This window comes from Dactylosporangium sp. CA-139066 (assembly GCF_050936175.1).
GTDB lineage: Bacteria > Actinomycetota > Actinomycetes > Mycobacteriales > Micromonosporaceae > Dactylosporangium.
This window is the reverse complement of record NZ_JBNJNH010000001.1, coordinates 7,884,580-7,900,002: the sequence shown is the minus strand read 5'-3', so window position 1 is coordinate 7,900,002 and position 15,423 is coordinate 7,884,580. Positions and strand designations below refer to the sequence as shown.

Annotated in this window: 13 protein-coding genes; 2 read left to right on the top strand and 11 right to left on the bottom strand. The window is 74.2% G+C overall.

Translation table 11 applies throughout. The annotated features are described in order from the left end of the window. Positions 1-96: 96 nt before the first annotated feature. The 8 genes from ACQEVU_RS36085 to ACQEVU_RS36050 all read right to left on the bottom strand — a co-directional run bounded on the left by ACQEVU_RS36085 (position 97) and on the right by ACQEVU_RS36050 (position 9,239). The gene (locus ACQEVU_RS36085; protein ID WP_433331636.1) at positions 97-1,497 is read right to left on the bottom strand and encodes an FAD-binding oxidoreductase; all 1,401 of its coding nucleotides are present in this window, start codon (positions 1,495-1,497) and stop codon (positions 97-99) included. Between the two features lie 12 nt (positions 1,498-1,509). Beyond that, positions 1,510-2,091 (bottom strand): HD domain-containing protein, encoded by a 582-nt coding sequence (locus tag ACQEVU_RS36080; protein ID WP_433331634.1) that lies wholly within the window; start codon positions 2,089-2,091, stop codon positions 1,510-1,512. 13 nt (positions 2,092-2,104) lie between these two features. Continuing rightward, positions 2,105-2,740, bottom strand: a complete 636-nt coding sequence (locus ACQEVU_RS36075; protein WP_433331632.1) for a hypothetical protein — start codon at positions 2,738-2,740, stop codon at positions 2,105-2,107. 100 nt (positions 2,741-2,840) lie between these two features. Further along, on the bottom strand, positions 2,841-3,191 hold the full coding sequence (locus ACQEVU_RS36070; protein ID WP_433331630.1) for a hypothetical protein: 351 nt from the start codon (positions 3,189-3,191) through the stop codon (positions 2,841-2,843). Positions 3,192-3,976: 785 nt separating this feature from the next. Beyond that, entirely contained in the window at positions 3,977-5,995 is a 2,019-nt protein-coding gene (locus ACQEVU_RS36065) for an SIR2 family protein (RefSeq protein WP_433331628.1), read from the bottom strand. Further along, the gene (locus ACQEVU_RS36060; RefSeq protein ID WP_433331626.1) at positions 5,996-7,264 is read right to left on the bottom strand and encodes a YqgE/AlgH family protein; all 1,269 of its coding nucleotides are present in this window, start codon (positions 7,262-7,264) and stop codon (positions 5,996-5,998) included. It abuts the gene before it with no gap. A 4-nt stretch (positions 7,265-7,268) separates the two neighbouring features. Next, on the bottom strand, positions 7,269-7,628 hold the full coding sequence (locus tag ACQEVU_RS36055; protein ID WP_433331624.1) for an effector-associated constant component EACC1: 360 nt from the start codon (positions 7,626-7,628) through the stop codon (positions 7,269-7,271). Between the two features lie 84 nt (positions 7,629-7,712). Then, positions 7,713-9,239, bottom strand: coding sequence for a CHAD domain-containing protein (locus tag ACQEVU_RS36050; RefSeq protein ID WP_433331622.1), 1,527 nt, complete (start codon positions 9,237-9,239; stop codon positions 7,713-7,715). Between the two features lie 231 nt (positions 9,240-9,470). Between ACQEVU_RS36050 and ACQEVU_RS36045 the strand changes: the two genes are divergently transcribed. Next, the gene (locus ACQEVU_RS36045) at positions 9,471-11,639 is read left to right on the top strand and encodes an alkaline phosphatase family protein (protein WP_433331620.1); all 2,169 of its coding nucleotides are present in this window, start codon (positions 9,471-9,473) and stop codon (positions 11,637-11,639) included. A gap of 45 nt (positions 11,640-11,684) precedes the next feature. Next, a complete protein-coding gene (locus ACQEVU_RS36040) occupies positions 11,685-12,464 on the top strand; it encodes a class I SAM-dependent methyltransferase (RefSeq protein WP_433331618.1) in 780 nt (259 codons plus the stop codon). 3 nt (positions 12,465-12,467) lie between these two features. On the opposite strand, the gene ACQEVU_RS36035 is transcribed toward ACQEVU_RS36040, so the two are convergent. The 3 genes from ACQEVU_RS36035 to ACQEVU_RS36025 are packed head-to-tail and all read right to left on the bottom strand — an operon-like array spanning position 12,468 to position 15,166. After that, positions 12,468-13,064 carry a DedA family protein gene (locus ACQEVU_RS36035; RefSeq protein WP_433331616.1) on the bottom strand — a complete coding sequence of 199 codons (597 nt, stop codon included), beginning with the start codon at positions 13,062-13,064 and terminating at the stop codon, positions 12,468-12,470. Continuing rightward, positions 13,064-13,810, bottom strand: coding sequence for an MBL fold metallo-hydrolase (locus ACQEVU_RS36030; RefSeq protein ID WP_433331614.1), 747 nt, complete (start codon positions 13,808-13,810; stop codon positions 13,064-13,066). The genes ACQEVU_RS36035 and ACQEVU_RS36030 overlap by 1 nt, the downstream gene beginning before the upstream one ends. 36 nt (positions 13,811-13,846) lie before the next feature. Beyond that, complete coding sequence (locus ACQEVU_RS36025) at positions 13,847-15,166, bottom strand: condensation domain-containing protein (RefSeq protein WP_433331612.1); 1,320 nt, start codon at positions 15,164-15,166, stop codon at positions 13,847-13,849. Between the last annotated feature and the right edge of the window lie 257 nt (positions 15,167-15,423).

The following is a 15,423-nucleotide window of genomic DNA, read 5'->3' as shown; positions in this document are numbered from 1 at the left end:
GGGGCCCCGACCGAGCGCAAGCCGTTGCGGGGCAGGGCTTCCGGCTCGCCGCCAGACCCAAGCTGAATGCGCCGAAAACATTCAGAATAGGCAATGTCAAGGCAGCCGGATCGACTGCGGGGTGTGGAAGACGTCGCCCGGGTCGTAGGCGCGTTTGACCTGTTGCAGCCGCGGATAGTTGGCGCCGTAGTACGCCGCCGGCCAGTTCTCGAGGTCGCGGTCGGCGTAGTTCTGGTACACCTCGCCGGTCAGGTGCGGCCGCAGCGCGGCGGCGAACTCGTCGACCCACGCGACGTTGGCGGCCGTCTCGTCGTCGCCCGGCCACTGCGCGATGACGGACACGTAGTGCAGGGCGTCGCGGTGCGCGAACGCCGTCGCATCGGCCGGGACGCGGGCGATGGCGCCGCCGGCGAGCAGGTCGAAGCGCACCATCGAATAGCCCGACGGGGACCGGGCGAAGCGGTCCGTCATGATCTCGAAGGCGTCCTCGTCGAAGCCGGACTCCGAGAAGTACCCGCCGAGCCACTTCGACTGCAGCCCGTACACGATCTCCTCGCCCATGACCGTCATCATGTCGAGGTAGCTCGTCTCGCCGATGGTGCTGAAGAGGGGCTCGCCGAGCGCGTCGATCGGCGCGAACGCCGCCTCGGCCTCGGCCGGCGGGCCGACGTACATGCCGTACATGGCGATGACGGGCTCGCCGTCGGGGTACGGCTCGGTGGTGAGCAGCAGGCACAGCGCCAGCCGCTCGTCCACGCGGCCGGCGTAGAGGTCGCGGTAGGCGCGGAAGATGTCGCGGGCGCGCTCGTACGGCCAGGCGATGATGCCGCCGACGACGGTCTTCGGCAGCGGGTTGAGCCGGTACTTGAGGCTCGTCACCACCCCGAACCCGGCCCCGCCGGCGCCGCGCAGCGCCCAGAACAGGTCGGGGTGCTCGGTCTCGCTCGCCCGCAGGACCCGGCCCTCGGCGTCGACCATCTCCACCTCGAGGAGGTGGTCGCAGCCGAGGCCGTAGGTGCGCCCGAGCGGGCCGTAGCCGCCGCCGAGGCTGTAGCCGGCGTTGCTGACCGTCGGGCACTCGCCGCCGGGGCCGGCCAGCCCGTACTCCAGGCCGTCCGGGCCGGTGAACGAGTGGTCGCCGTACGTGACCCGGTCGACGTCGCGCCAGCCGACGCCGGGGCCGACGGTCGCCGTGGCGGCGGCGGGATCGAACACGATGTCGCGCATCCCGCCGACGTCGACGACGACGCCACCCTCCACAAGGGACAGGCCGCTGGCGTGGTGCCCGCCGCCGCGCACCGACAGCGGCAGCCCGTTGTCGCGCGCGAACCGGATCGCCGCCGCCACGTCGCCGGCGTCGGCGCAGCGCGCGATGAGCGCCGGCCGGGTGCGCACGCGGGTGTTGAACAGCACGCGCGCGCCCTCGTAGTCCGGGTCGTAGGGTGTGGTCAGGGAACCGCGGAAGGACGACGCCAGCGCCGAGAGGTCAAGCCGCACCGGCTGATCTTGTCATCGCGCGGGATCGACGGCAAGCGCCTCGAACTCGGCCAGGAGCCGCTGCAGCCGTACCACCACGGGCCGCCGCCCCAGCCGCCGCTCGACGACGGCCAGGACCTCCCGGTAGTTCCACAGCAGCTCGTCCGCGGTGCGCGCGCTGCGCTCGAACAGCGACGGCCCGAAGCGGTGCAGGTCGTCCACAAGGGACTGCAGGCTGCACACCTTGTCGGCCGCGATGACCAGCAGCGACTCGGCCCCGGCCAGCTCGCTCATCCGTTGCACATGTGCGCGCTTGCGCTCCCACCAGGTCAGGTTCCGCCGCTGCCCGGCGTCGGCGTCGGTGCAGTCGTCGACGATGCGGTACACGTCCTCGCCGAACGCCGCCTGCAACGCGGCCCGCTCGGTCGGCTGGTCCTCGAGCACGTCGTGCAGCAGCGCCCCGATGGCGGCCGTCTCGCCGCCCCCTTCCTCGAGCACGATCGCGCACGTCGCGAGCAGGTGCGACACGTACGGCGTGCCGGTGTTGTGCCGGGTCTGCGCACCGTGATGCCGCGCCGCGAACGCGAGCGCCTCCTCGAACCGCGGCGACAGCACTGTTGGCCCGCTTTCAGGCGATCATCGCCGCCATGTCCTGGAGCTGGCGGATCACCTCGGCGGGGTCGAGGCGGCGCCCGAGCTGCAGCCCACCGCGCGGCGGCGGCTCGTCCGGCCGGTAGTACACGTGCGAGCGCACCCGTTCGCGCGCCCCGCGCAGCACCAGCGTGGCGCACGCCTGCCGCCGGTCGGTGACGGCCTGGTGCACGATCGTGGACGAGGTGACGTACTGCCCCTGCAGCGGCATCCGCTCGATGCGCCGGACGGGCGTGAGCCCGACATTCCCGGCGCGGGCGACATGGGCGATACGCCCCCCGGCATACGGCCGGTAGGTGAACCGCCGCCAGCCTTCGCCGCCGGCGTCCTCCTCGAGCTCGACGAAGTGCTGCCGCCCCCCGAGCAGGATCGAGCTGAACGGAAACCGATGATCGTGCGGCCGCGACACGTGCTCCCTGGCCCGCGGCTCGGCCGGCCAGTAGTGCAGCGTGAGCCGGCTGCCGTCCGCGTGCTCCTCCGCCACGATCTTGGTGAACCCGTTCACGTGCCGGTACGGCGCCCCGCCCGCCAGCCGCCCGCGTCGCAGGTCGACGACGAGCCGGTCTAAGAGCCCCGCGATGTCCGGTCTTTGGAGCAGCAGCGTGTCACCCACGGCGCGTCCTCGTTGTGGCAGCAGCGGACGTTGGTTCGAACATATACAGCCTCCCGCGCAACCCCTCGCTGCGGGGGTGTTACGCCCGGATGAACGCCCTTCAGGAGCGCGGCCGCCGGGTGAACCGCTCGGCGGCGTCGAGCACCTTCTTCACGGTGTCCTCGGTGGCGTCGCGCAGCATGCGGGCCGGCGACGACCCGGCGATCCCGGCGGCGCCGACCTCCCGCAGCCACCCGGCCGCGGCCCCGAGCCGGTTGGCCCGCGCGAACGCGTCGGCGACCTCGACGGCCCCGCGCAGCCGCCCGCCCATCTCGGCGATGCGCCGCCGATCGCCCCGCCAGCGGTGGAACTCGGTCACGGAGGCAGCGCCGGCGATGTAGGCGGTCAGGTCTTCGCCCAACAGCGCCACGCAGCGGTCGATACCGCTCGTCGACAGGACCCCCACGGTCATGTCACAAACGCTACCTGCCGCGGGCCAGCCCAGCGACCCCCACGAGTGCCACGTCGCCCACTCTCGGGTCGCTTCCGTCCCCTCCCCGCTTCGCACCCCGGCTTTCGCGACAAGTCGGGCGCTCCGCGCCACGACTTGTCGGATTTATCCCTCGCCAGGCGATAAATCCGGACAAGACCGGATTGCCCGCCTCGCGCGGACGTTGACCGCCCGCGCGGGCCTTGGCCGTCTCGCGCGGGCCTTGATCGTCTCGCGCGGACCTTGAGCGCCTCGCGCGGACCTCGACCGTTTCGCGCGGACCTTGAGCGGCTCGCGCGGACGTTGACCGTCTCGCGCGGGCCTCGACCGTCTCGCGCGGACCTCGACCGTTTCCCGCGGACCTCGACCGTTTCGCGCGGACGTTGACCGTCTCGCGCGGACCTTGAGCGCCTCGCGCGGACCTTGAGCGCCTCGCGCGGACCTCGACCGTCTCGCGGACGTTGACCGCCTCGCGCGGACGTCGCGGGCCTCGGCGCGGCGCGGACGAGACGCCGGCCAGTGAGACGACCGCAGGAGTCGGCCGGCGCCCCGCCCGCCGACGACGCCGACTTCGGCCAGGACGACCTGCGCCCCAGCGACCTCGGCCAGACCGATCTCGGCCAGTGGCTTCGGCAGGCGAACTCAGCCCGGCGGCTCGGCGAAGCGCAAACTCCGCCGAACCGGCGCCGTCCAGCACGAAGCGCGCATATACGAAATGTCGGATATGTCGTGGCGCGCCAGCGCCCGACATATCCGGAAAACAACCGTCACGGAAGGTAGAACGCCGAGACGTCCTCGGCCAGGAGGTCCAGCACCGGCACCCCGTGGTCCAGCGCCGCCGCGAACGCCGCCCAGGAGTCCAGCCGAAAACCCGCCGCCTCCGGGAAGTCGGCGCCCGTCAGGTAGCGGGGCAGCAGGAAGGCGTTGTGGACGAGCCAGTGGACGTACCCGCCCTCCTCGCCCCAGCCGGGCAGCCCGCGCGTGGAGGACAGGTAGGCGCGCAGCTCCGACGGCGACGTCCAGCGGACCATGCGGGACTCGTTGGTGAGGTTCTTGATGTAGGGGTTGTAGAGCAGCGTCCCGCCGAGGCCGAAGTGCTCGCGGAACTGCTCCCACAGCAGGCGCTCGTCGCTGCCCGAGTACGCCATCACCTCGGCCGCCGGCTCGGTCTCCAGCAGGTGGTGCAGGTAGGACCAGGTGGTGAGGGGAGTCAGGAGGCGGTTGGCGTCCTTGCTCAGCAGCGTCTGGACGATCGCGCCGGCGTTGCGCTCCAGGTCGTGCAGCGCCAGGTGCGGCACGACCTTGATCGCGGCCAGGACCGAGTACAGTGACGGGTTTCGCTCGCCGTAGAAGATGCGGGCCACCGACCACGGGTCGGTCGGGCGCAGCAGGGCCTCCGGGGAGCGGGCCGGCGCCGCCGCCACGTAGTCCTGCAGCGACGATACCTGCGGCGACGCCGCCGGGTCGACGCGGCGCATCCAGCGGACCAGGTCGGCGGCGAACGCGGCGGCCAGCTCGTCGCGGCCGGCGACGCCGAAGTCGTCCAGGCAGATCACGACGCGCACGCCGCGGGAGGACAGGGCCGCGGCGGTCAGCGACTGCACGGCGTTGATGAGCGAGGCGCGGGCCCGCAGGCGGACCGGCCAGAAGAGCAGGCGCGGCTGCTGGGGCTCGGCGGCCCAGTCCACACCCCAGCCGTAGCGGCGCTCCAGCTGGCGGAGCAGGGGCAGTACGCCTTCCGGGGCGGTGTTGCCGGGCTGCGAGAACAGTTCGCGCTCCCAGTCGAGGTGCCGCACCCGGCGGCGGGGGTCGACCCGCGGGCCGGCGGGCGGGACCTCGAGGCGGTCGGCGAGGGCGGTGAACAGGCGGTCGCCGTCGACGTCGGTGAAGAAGGTGACGAGGCCCTCGAGGCGGCCGGGCAGGCGCAGCGGGGCCGCGTCGTGCAGCGCCCACAGCACGCGGACCGGGCGGGACGCGCCGACCGCCCGCAGGGCGCCGGTGACGACGTCGTCCCAGCCGCTGTACCCCACGACGAGCACGACATCGCCGGTGATCAGCTCGGCGAGGGCGCGCGAGGTGGCCTCGGGGGCGGTGGCGTCGGGGGCCGGGTCGTGCAGCAGCGGCGAGCGGGCCTCGTCGCTGACCGGGCGCCAGAACCCGTGGAGGTGGAACACCTGCACGGCGCCCTCGCCCTCGGGGCGGCGGTCCGGGCGGCCGTCGGGCGCGACCGGGATGCTGACCGCCTGGCGGCCGGTGTGCCGGACGGCGACCTCGAACAGCGGGTCGAAGTTGGTGGTGAGCAGGCCGTTGCCGAACTCGTCGGGGCGCCCGGCGAGCAGGCGGCCGACGGCGCGGACCCCGGCCGGCAGCTCCCACCAGTCGAGGCTGTTCTCGACCCGCTCGCCGAGGCGCAGGTCGACCCGCTGCCAGATGCCGTGCGTGGCGAGCGGGGACGAGGCCAGGTCGGGGGCGCGGTAGCCGGCGAGGACGGCCTGCTGGGCGACGACGTCGAACTCGCCGGGGGAGCGGCGGGCGGTGAAGACCCGGCGGTAGGCGAGATAGACCTCGATCGGCAGGGCGTACGGGCCGGCGGCCTCGCGCGCCTGGTGCAGCGCCTGGGTCAGCTCACCGTCGTCGCCGAGGCCGGCGGCGTAGCGGTCGGCGAGCCCGATGAGCTCGTCCAGGCCGGGCACGGCCGGCATGGTCATGCCGGCGCCGAGGATGAGGGTGACCGTCCCGCCGTGGCGGATGGCGGAGACGACCTCGTCGATCAGGCGAGCCTCCACCTAGTCCTCCTGGGCCCGGGCGTGCAGGGTCGTCCACAGGTCGCGCGGGCGGCTCGACAGCGCCTCGCGCTCCGGTGCGTCGCTGAGCAGCAGCAGGCCGCCGTCGATGTCGGCCTCGAGCTGGTCGGGGCCCCAGCCGAGGTACCCGGAGAACAGCCGCAGCCCGGCGACCACAGGGGCCAGGGGCGCGGGGTCGGCGGACAGGTCGATCACGCCGAGGCGGTCGCGCACGGCCCGGAAGCGCAGCGGCGGCTCGACGTCCGGGCGCAGCCGGGCGACGGCGATGAAGCCCTCGTAGCGGCTGAGCGGGCCGGCGTCGAACAGCACCGCGGGCGTGGTCAGCAGCCGCCGCCAGCCCTGCGGAACGTCGGCCGGCAGCGGGTCGGCGGTGGGCCGGTTGATCCGCACGCCGGCGGCGCCGCGGCCGCGCTCGTGGCGCAGGATGAGCACGGCGGCCTGGCGCAGGTCGCGGTCCTCGACGGCGGCGGTGGCCACGACGATGCGGCCGACGAGGTCGCGGTGGTGGCGGGCGGCGTTGTGCACCAGCGGCAGCTCGTCTCCGGCGGAGCGCAGCTCGGGCAGCTCGAAGCCGCGCTCGCGCAGCCGCCGGGTCACCTCGCGCCAGACGGTGCGCACGTCCAGGACGGCCGGTGCGGCGGCGTCGCCGGCCCGCAGCACGCGCAGCAGCTCGCCGGTGAACGCCGTGTAGGGCTCGCCGGGCGGGGCCTGCGCGGTGCGGTTGCGCGGCGCCGAGACCAGCAGGCAGGTCTCGTCGGTGCCGGCCTGGTCGGCGACGACCTGGGTGCCGGACACGTCGGCGGCGAGGTGGCCGGTGGCACGACCGGCGTAGCAGCAGTCGAGGATCACCAGCCGGCGGCGGGCCCGGCTGCCGGCCACCGCCCGGCGGATGTGTTCAAAGGGCAGACCGGCCTCATACGGTACCGCGGGATCCGTGTCCTTCAGCCCCAGCACCAGGCTGCCGTCGACCGGGTCGACCAGCCCGTGGCCGGCGTAGTACACGACGAGCAGCCCCTCGGGCGCGGTCTCGTCGGCGGCGCGGCGCAGCTCCCGGCTCACGTCCCGGGCGTCGTCGGGGTCGGGCAGCACCGTGCAGTGCTCGGGCGCCAGGCCCCACAGGTCCGGGTCCTGCAGCGCGCCGGCGAGCCCGTTGAGGTTGCGGATGACCGCCGGTACCTCCGGCAGCGACGCATACCGCGCACCGCCCACGAGCACCGCCCGCGACGCGCGCGGGTCCGACAGCTCCGACACCGGCTCAGCCGTCGAGCGCTCGCGCCGCGGCGGCGACGGCGGCCGGGTCGGCGGACTCGATGCGCACCGACACGCCGTCGGGGTCGATCCGGGTGAGGATCACCGCCGGCGCCACCGGCCGGGTGCGGCGCCAGTTGGACACGGCCAGCAGCAGCTGCCCGACCGACAGCCCGGTGCCGAGCACCAGGCTGATGATCTCGACGGCGCCGCCGAGCTCGCCCGGGCGCGGCGCGGCCGTCGACAGCCCGATCTCGGACTGCACGACGTCGGGCTCGCCGACCAGCCAGCGCTGCAGGCTGAGCAGGGTGTCGACGTCCGGGGACGGTTGGTCGCCGACGGCTTCCAGGTGGATCTGCAGTTGCACTGGTCAACCCCGGGTGTGGAGGGCAGCGGACTTCGAACAGTATCGAACCCGCGCACCTCCTGTCACCCGGCGCTCGCGAGTGGCCTACTTGTACAGCTTCCGGCCCGCCTTCCGCGCCTTGCGGCTCGTCGCCGGCAGCTGGTCCAGGGCCTGCCGGCCGTGCTCGTCGGCGCGCGCGTGCAGGACACCGTAGGTGAACCCGTTCTCGCCGGCCACGTGCGCCTCCTGCGCGTACTCCAGCAGCAGGTCGCCGGTGACGAGGGCGTCCTGGTGCGCGCCGAGGACGTCCTGCATCGCGGTGAGCCGGTCGGCCAGCCGCTCCGCGCGGGCGCCGGCCAGCGGGACGACGAGCTCGGCCGCGTACCGGGCCCGCTTGTACGCCTTGCGCGCCTCGTGCAGCCGCTCGTCGACGCTGGGCTTCCCGGCGGCCTTGCGGGCGGCCTTCTTGCCGGTCTTCGGCGGGCGAGTCGCGTCGGCGAGGCGGGCGTCGGCGCGCTCGAGGGCCTTGCGGGCGCGGCGCATGAGCCGCCGGCGGGGGATGCGGTCGGGCTGGGCGGTGCGGAAGACGAGGGCGTCGATGTCGTTGAGCAGGGTGGTGTACCGCGGGCTGTTCAGGCCGGCGACCAGCTCGGTGCGCGCCCGCTCGGCCCGCTGCCCGAGCAGGGTCGTGATCCGGGCGGCGACGGGCCCGACGACCAGGCGCGCCGGCTCGGCGGCGATGAGGCCGGCCAGGCGCTCGGCCATGACGTCGCAGTCGCGGACCGCGCCGAGCAGCCCGGTGACCCACTTGATCTCGTCGTGCAGGGCGTCGAGGTCGCCGGAGAGCACCGGGGCGAACGAGCGCAGGGTCGAGCGCAGCCGCCGGGTCGCGACGCGCATCTTGTGCACCGCGTCGGCGTCGCCGTCGCGCACGTTGGGGTCGTGCTCGACGATCGCGTCGCGCTGGGCGGCGACGTAGGCGGCGAGCGCCTTGCGGGCCTTGGAGCCGCGCAGCCGCAGCGGCTGGGGCTCGGGGAAGTCCTTGCCGAGCGCCTGGGCGAGCTTCGACGGGGCCTTCGCCGGCCGGGCGCCGGCCCGGCGCAGCACGCGGTCGAGCCGCGCGAGGTCGGTGTCGCCGCCGGCGACGAGCTCGATCTCCAGTTCGTGCCAGTGGCGGGCGGCGCCGCCCGCGCGCAGCGACTCGGTGCTGACCCGGTCGTCGGCGAGCAGGGCGACGGTGCTGCCGTCGGCGGCCCGCAGCGCGCGCTCGACGCGGTGGGTGCGGATGCGGGCCACGGGCTGCAGCGCCTCGCCCCGCGACAGCGCGCGCACCTGGTCGGCGACCGCGCTCGGCGGCGTGGTTTTCCGGTTGGTGGCCGGGATCTGCAGCTCGCTGCGCGCCGCGCCGCTGGGGCGCTTGAGGTGCCAGCCGGCGTCGTGGCCGCCGCTGCGGCGGCGCAGCGTGACGCGGCCCCGGGCCAGGCTCAGGCCCTCGGTGTCGTAGTAGACGGCGTCGAGCCGCTGGTCGTCGGGCTCGCCGATGGTGGCGACCCCGCCGATCCCGGTCAGGTCCGGCAGCGCGAAGCCGTCCGGGACCTCGTATTTGCGTTCCACTTCAAGCTTTCCGGCCATGACTGCATTCTCGCAGTGAACCGGCGTGCAAGCGAAGATGAACATGCGATAAACGAAGCGCGCACCACGACCTGCTCTCGCTGCTCGATCGCCACCTGGCCGAGCTGACCGCCCTGCGGGAGCAGGCGCTGCGCTCGGCCGAGCGGTACGCACAGGGCGTGACCGCGCTGCGACCCGGGTCACTCCCAGGACTTATCGGGTGATCGACGCCATCGGCCGTAATGTGGGCTCGTGGGGGTCGTCAGGCAGCGGGTGCGCTTCGCGATCCGGCTGCTGCGGGACTGGCGGCTCTCGGTCGCCTGGGCGAAGTCGCTGCTGCGCTCGGGTCTGACGAGCTTCGTCGTGCTCGCCGTGACCTTCTGGCTGCTGCCCGGCGTGCGGGCCAGCGGCGGCCCGGCGGCCCTGGTCGAGCTCACGATCCTGCTGTCGCTCATCGGCATGGCGATGCGCCTGGTGCTGCTGGGCATCGCGGTCGTCGTCGGCGGCATCGGCGTGCTCGCGCTCGGCGTGGTCATCCAGGCCGTCGTCATGTTCACCGCGCTGCGCCTGGCGGGCGGCGTCTCCGTCGACTCGTTCGCCGACGCCTGGGTCGCCAGCTGGCTCGCCGCCGTGCTCGCCGCGCTCGTCAACTGGCTCGCCGACGCCGGCAGCGAGGACGTGTTCCTGGGCCAGGCGCTGCGGCAGATGGCCCGCCGGCACCGCGGGACACCGGCGACCGAGCCGGGCGTGCTCATCGTCCAGCTCGACGGGCTCTCGGCGCCGCTGCTGTCGTGGGCGGTGAAGGCCGGCAACCTGCCCAACCTCGGCGAGTGGCTGCGCACCGGCACGCACGCGATGGTGCCCTGGCACACCGGGCTGCCGGCGACCACCCCGGCCAGCCAGGCCGGCATCCTGCACGGCGACTTCTCGCAGATCCCGGCCTTCCGGTGGTACGAGAAGGAGACCGGCCGGCTGGTCGTCACCAACCGCCCCCGCGACGCCGCCGACGTCGAGGCCCGCATCTCCACCGGCCGCGGCCTGCTCGCCGACGGTGGCGTCAGCATCAGCAACGTCTTCTCCGGCGACGCCCCGACGAGCCTGCTGACGTTCAGCAACGCCGCCCTGCCGGGCCGCTCGGCCCGCGGCTACCTCGCGTTCGTGGCCAGCCCTTACGGCTTCGCGCGGGCGATCGTGCTGTCGGTCGGCGAGATGCTCAAGGAGATCCAGCAGGCCCGCCGGCAGCGCTTCCGCAACGTGTACCCCAGGGTGCCCCGCACGGCCGCCTATGTGGCCCTGCGGGCGGTCACCAACGTGCTCCTGCGCGACCTCAACGTCTCGCTGATCGCCGAGCAGATGAGCAACGGCGCCCCCGTCGTCTTCTGCGACTTCGTCGACTACGACGAGGTCGCGCACCACGCCGGCCCGCTGCGCCCGGAGGCGATGCAGACCCTGGAGGGCCTCGACCGGGTGCTCGGCACGCTGCACAAGCTGGCCCGCGTGGCCGGGCGCGACTACAGCATCGTCGTGCTCTCCGACCACGGCCAGAGCCAGGGCGCCACGTTCAGCCAGCGCTACGGCGTGACCCTCGAGCGGCTCATCGGCGACCTCGCCGGCGACGGCCACGAGGCGGCCACCGGCGGTCCGGACGAGGAGGACTGGGGCCGCGCCAACACACTGCTGGCCGGGGTGTCGCACCAGACCCGCTCGTGCGGCCCGGTGACCGTCCGCCCCGGCGGCGAGGTCGTCACGGTCGCCTCCGGGAACCTGGCCATGCTGTACCTCACCGGCGTCCCCGGCCGCGCCGACCTCGCCGCCGTCGAGGCGCTGCGCCCCGGCCTGGTCGACGGCCTGGCCAAGCACCCCGGCATCGGCCTGGTCGTGGTGCGCACCGCCGACGGGCCGGTCGCGATCGGCCCGGCCGGCCGGCACCGGCTGCGCGACGGGTCGGTCGAGGGCGAGGATCCGTTGCTGCCGTACGGCCCGTCGGCCGCCGCCGACCTGCTCGCCCACCAGGCGATGGCCCACGTCGGCGACCTCGTGGTGCTCAGCCGGGTCGACCCCGGCACCGACGAGGTGGCCGCGTTCGAGGAGCTCGTCGGCTCGCACGGCGGCATCGGCGGCTGGCAGAGCGAGGCGGTGCTGGTCCACCCGGCCGACTGGCCGGTGCTCTCCAACGAGCCGCGCGGCCCGGTCGCCGTGCACCGCCAGCTCGTCGCCTGGCTCGACGATCTGGGCCTGCGCGAGCCGGGGACGGCGGCCGCCGCCGGCCGTGACCGGGCGGCGAGCGACGGCCGTGACCGGGCGGCGAGCGACGGCCGTGACCGGGCGGCGTCGATCGACGGCCGCGGCCGGGCGGCGGCGAGCGCGAGTGCCGACCGCGATGCGGACGCTCCCTTGTCGGCCAGAGTTCGAGGTGTTTAGATCGGTCGAACTCTCGCCGCCCGCATCCCTTGAGGAGCGCCAATAATGGCTGACGACGCGTTACGGCCCTGGAACTGGGAAGACCCGCTGGAGCTGGCCGCCACCGTGGACGGCTTCACCGAGGACCTGGCCCGCGTCGAGAAGCTGTCGGCGGAGTTTCCCGCCGCGGTGCTGGACCGCTCGCACTTCGACCGGCTCGGCCTGACCGGCATCGAGTTCGCCGCGTTCAAGACGGCGCACCGCGAGGGGCTCGGCACCGACATCGTGTCGCTGACCGCGGCGGACGGCTCGCGGACCGAGGCCGGGCAGGTGTACCGCGTCGACGACGCCGCCTACTTCACCGAGATGGACATCACCGGGGTGCTGCCGGTCGCCGACGACACGGTCGACTGGGTCTACGCCGAGCACCTCATCGAGCACGTGACGCTGAAGGCCGGCATCGCCTGGCTGACCGAGGTCCGCCGCATCCTGCGCCCGGGCGGCCTGCTGCGTATCACCACGCCGGACCTGCGCGTCTACGCCGAGGCGTACGTCAGCGGCAACAGCTTCTTCGGCAAGCACCGCCGGCGCGTCAACCGCGCGCTGCTGGGGGTGGCGCCCGCGATGGCAGAGCGCGGCGCGTTCATGTTCAACCAGCTCTTCTACGTGTACGGCCACCGCTGGATCTTCGACGAGGAGGAGCTGCGCTACGCCCTGACGTCGGCCGGCTTCGCCGACGACGCGATCGCGGTCCGCTCGTTCCGCGAGGGTGCCCGCCCCGACGTGGCCGATCTCGACCAGGTGCTGCGCAACGACGAGACCATCTACATCGAGGCGACGGCGTGACCGCTACGGCTTGACGTCGGTCGGGACGCCGTGCGACTGGCGGCGGCGTTCCACCCAGCCGGCGACCTGGCCGGCGGCGAGCACGATGACGATGGCTGCGACGACGCCCTGCCACGGCTGCGGGAAGACGTTGCGGCTCAGCAGGCCGATCGCCGAGTACGTCGCGGCCCACAGCGCGCACGCCGCCACGTTGGAGACGACGAACGTCCGCCACGACAGCCCGACGATCGCGGCGGTCAGCAGCACCGGGATCCGTCCCCCGGGCACCAGCCGGGACACCAGCAGCGCGGTCACCGGCCGCCGCTGCAGCCGCTCCCGCACCGTCCCGGCCAGCCTCCACGGCTGGCGCAGCAGCCGCAGCCGCCGGGTCAGCGCCTCGCCGCCGGCCCGGCAGATGGCGAACGTGACCGCGTCGCCCACGTAGGCGCCGAGCCCGCCGACGATGATCACGACCGGCAGCGCCAGCGGGCTGTAGTGCGCGGCGAGCACCGCGGTGGCGCTGACCGCGGCGCCGGTCGGCAGCACCGGCAGCGTCGAGCCGACCGCGACGATCCCGAACGTGACCGCGAGCGCGGCCAGCAACCCCCCGAACGTGACCATCACGAAACGGTGAGGCTCTCGCCGGGCGCGAGCACCCGCACATCGGTGGCGGGCGCGGCGCTGCGAGTGCAGGCGGCGAACTCGTCGCCGGGCCGGTGGAAGCGGTCCGGGCGGACCCGCCCGCAGCCGACCGGCCAGAGCGTGCCCCAGTGGATCGGCACCGCGTGGGCCGGCGCGACGAGCCGCATCGCCTCGGCGGCGCCGGCCGGGTCGAGGTGGCCGGGGCCGAGCGTCCAGCCCCAGCCCCAGACGGGCACGAGCGCCAGGTCGACGGGGCCGATCTCCTTCATCTCGTCGAACAGCCCGGTGTCGCCGCCGAACCAGGCCGACCGGTCGCCCGTGACCACGTAGCCGAGGGCCACCGCGCGGATGCGCGACTTCGGGGTGCGGCCGCCGTCGTGCGCGGCCGGCACCGCGCGGACGGTCACGTCGCCGACCGCCGTCTCCTGGCCGGCCCGCAGCTCGGTGTAGTCGCGCTCGCCGAGCCGCCGGCGCAGGAACGCGGCCGCGCCGTGCGGCACGATGAGCCGGGTCGAGCGGGGCAGCATCCGCAGCGACGGCAGGTCGCAGTGGTCGGAGTGCAGGTGCGACACGACGACCGCGTCCGGCCGGTGGGCGAGCACGGGCCGCGGGCCGCGCCGGCGGTGCAGGTGCGCCAGCCGGTTGCGCAGCACCGGATCGGTCAGGACCGTGACCCCGCGGTCGCGGATCGCCACGGTCGCGTGCCCCCACCAGGTGACTTCCATCCACACATTCTGCCCCGCCGGGCGCGGCGGGCCTCCTCAGACCGCCCGGACGGCGGGGTCGAGGGCGGCGGCGACGGTGAAGTCCTCCATCTCCTGCAGCAGCCGGCGGACGTCGGGCGCGCCGATGTACGCCGTGTCGACCTCGGTCGTGAGCTGCACCGTGTCGGGCACGACGTCGACGTTGACCATGAGCTTCTCGTTGAAGAACGGCAGCGGCGTCTCGCGGACCAGCTCGGTGGCGGCCCGCGCGGCCCGGATCGCGTCCGGCGCGGGCGGGTCGGTCGGCGGCCGCAGCGCCAGCCGCCGCTCGTTGTAGAACACGGCGAGGTCCAGCGGCTCGCCGCGCTCCCGGGCGACCCGGTCGATGAGGGCCAGGCGCGGCTCGGGGGCGTAGTAGGCGTACTTCGACGCGCGCATCGACGCCTGCCGGGCCCGGGCGACCGCCTCCGCCGCGCTGGCGCCGCGCGGGTCGAACACGACGAAGCCGTTCTGGGCCAGCGGCGTGACGAGGTCGGCCAGGCCGGGGCGGAAGCGGTTGCTGACGATGACCTGCGTGGCGAAGGGGCCTTCGCGGCCGGTGACCCGCGCGAACGCGACGCCGTAGGCGGCCAGCAGCACGGGGGCGGCGTCGACGGACAGCAGTGCGGCGAGCCGCTCGCTGGCCAGGTGCAGGGCGGGGGAGCGCCACACCAGCTGGCGGAACCGGTCGCCGGCGGGCTCGGTGCGGCCCGCGAACCGCTGCGGCTCGATGGCGTGCAGCTGGGTCTCCCAGTACCGCATCGCCGTGTCGGTGGTGCGCGCCGCGGCCCGCTGCGCCTCGACCAGCTCGAGGTGGCCCGGCGCGCTCTGCGCCCCGATCGCGTCGCGCTGCCCGAGCTCGCGGATCATGACGCCGAGCCCGCCGGCGTCCGCGGCGATGTGGCAGACCATGACGATGACGTGGGTGACGGCGTCCGCGGTGCGCACCACGGCCACCCGGATCGGCCATTCGCGGGTGTACTCGAAGTTGCGCGCCCGCCAGCCCGCGTGCACGTCGGCGGCGAGGGCAGCGGCGGCGTCCGCGGACGGGGCGGAGTACACCTCGAGGAACGCCTCGCCCTCGGCGACCGTCTCCTGGGTCGTGGCCCCGTCCGGCGCGATGCGCAGCAGGGTGCGCATCGACGGGTACCGGCTCATGAAGAAGCGCAGCTCCTGCGCGAAGTCCTCGACGGTGCGCCCGTCGGTGACCGGCACGACGCCGCCCATGCTCATCGACGTGCCGACCTCGACCATGGCCCGCCACACCTGTTGCTGGCCCCAGGTCAGCTCACCGGTGCCGGCGCCGTCGCCCTTGAAGGGCACGATGATGCGCTCCATGGCACTGGATCGTGGCCCTGCCCATCGATAAAGGCAAGACGACGAATGGGTAACCAGACGAACGGCTGGATTGCGTGCGATTTAGACCGAGTGCTGGACTGCCAGTCCGGCGCAGCGGCCGCCGGGTCGCCGCGCTGCTGCTGGGCCTCAACGGCTTCAAGCTGCGCAGGCCGGCACCGCCATGTACGCCGCGAAGCGCCGCAACGCGGGTACGGATCAGGTGCACGCCACCTGAGCCGGCATGCCATCATGGCCGA

Bases quoted from the DNA above. Each gene is read 5' to 3' on its own strand.
- ACQEVU_RS36070 (WP_433331630.1), bottom strand. From the start codon at position 3,191: ATGACCGTGGGGGTCCTGTCGACGAGCGGTATCGACCGCTGCGTGGCG.
- ACQEVU_RS36050 (WP_433331622.1), bottom strand. From the start codon at position 9,239: ATGGCCGGAAAGCTTGAAGTGGAACGCAAATACGAGGTCCCGGACGGC.
- ACQEVU_RS36040 (WP_433331618.1), top strand. From the start codon at position 11,685: ATGGCTGACGACGCGTTACGGCCCTGGAACTGGGAAGACCCGCTGGAG.
- ACQEVU_RS36035 (WP_433331616.1), bottom strand. From the start codon at position 13,064: ATGGTCACGTTCGGGGGGTTGCTGGCCGCGCTCGCGGTCACGTTCGGG.
- ACQEVU_RS36030 (WP_433331614.1), bottom strand. From the start codon at position 13,810: ATGGAAGTCACCTGGTGGGGGCACGCGACCGTGGCGATCCGCGACCGC.
- ACQEVU_RS36025 (WP_433331612.1), bottom strand. From the start codon at position 15,166: ATGGAGCGCATCATCGTGCCCTTCAAGGGCGACGGCGCCGGCACCGGT.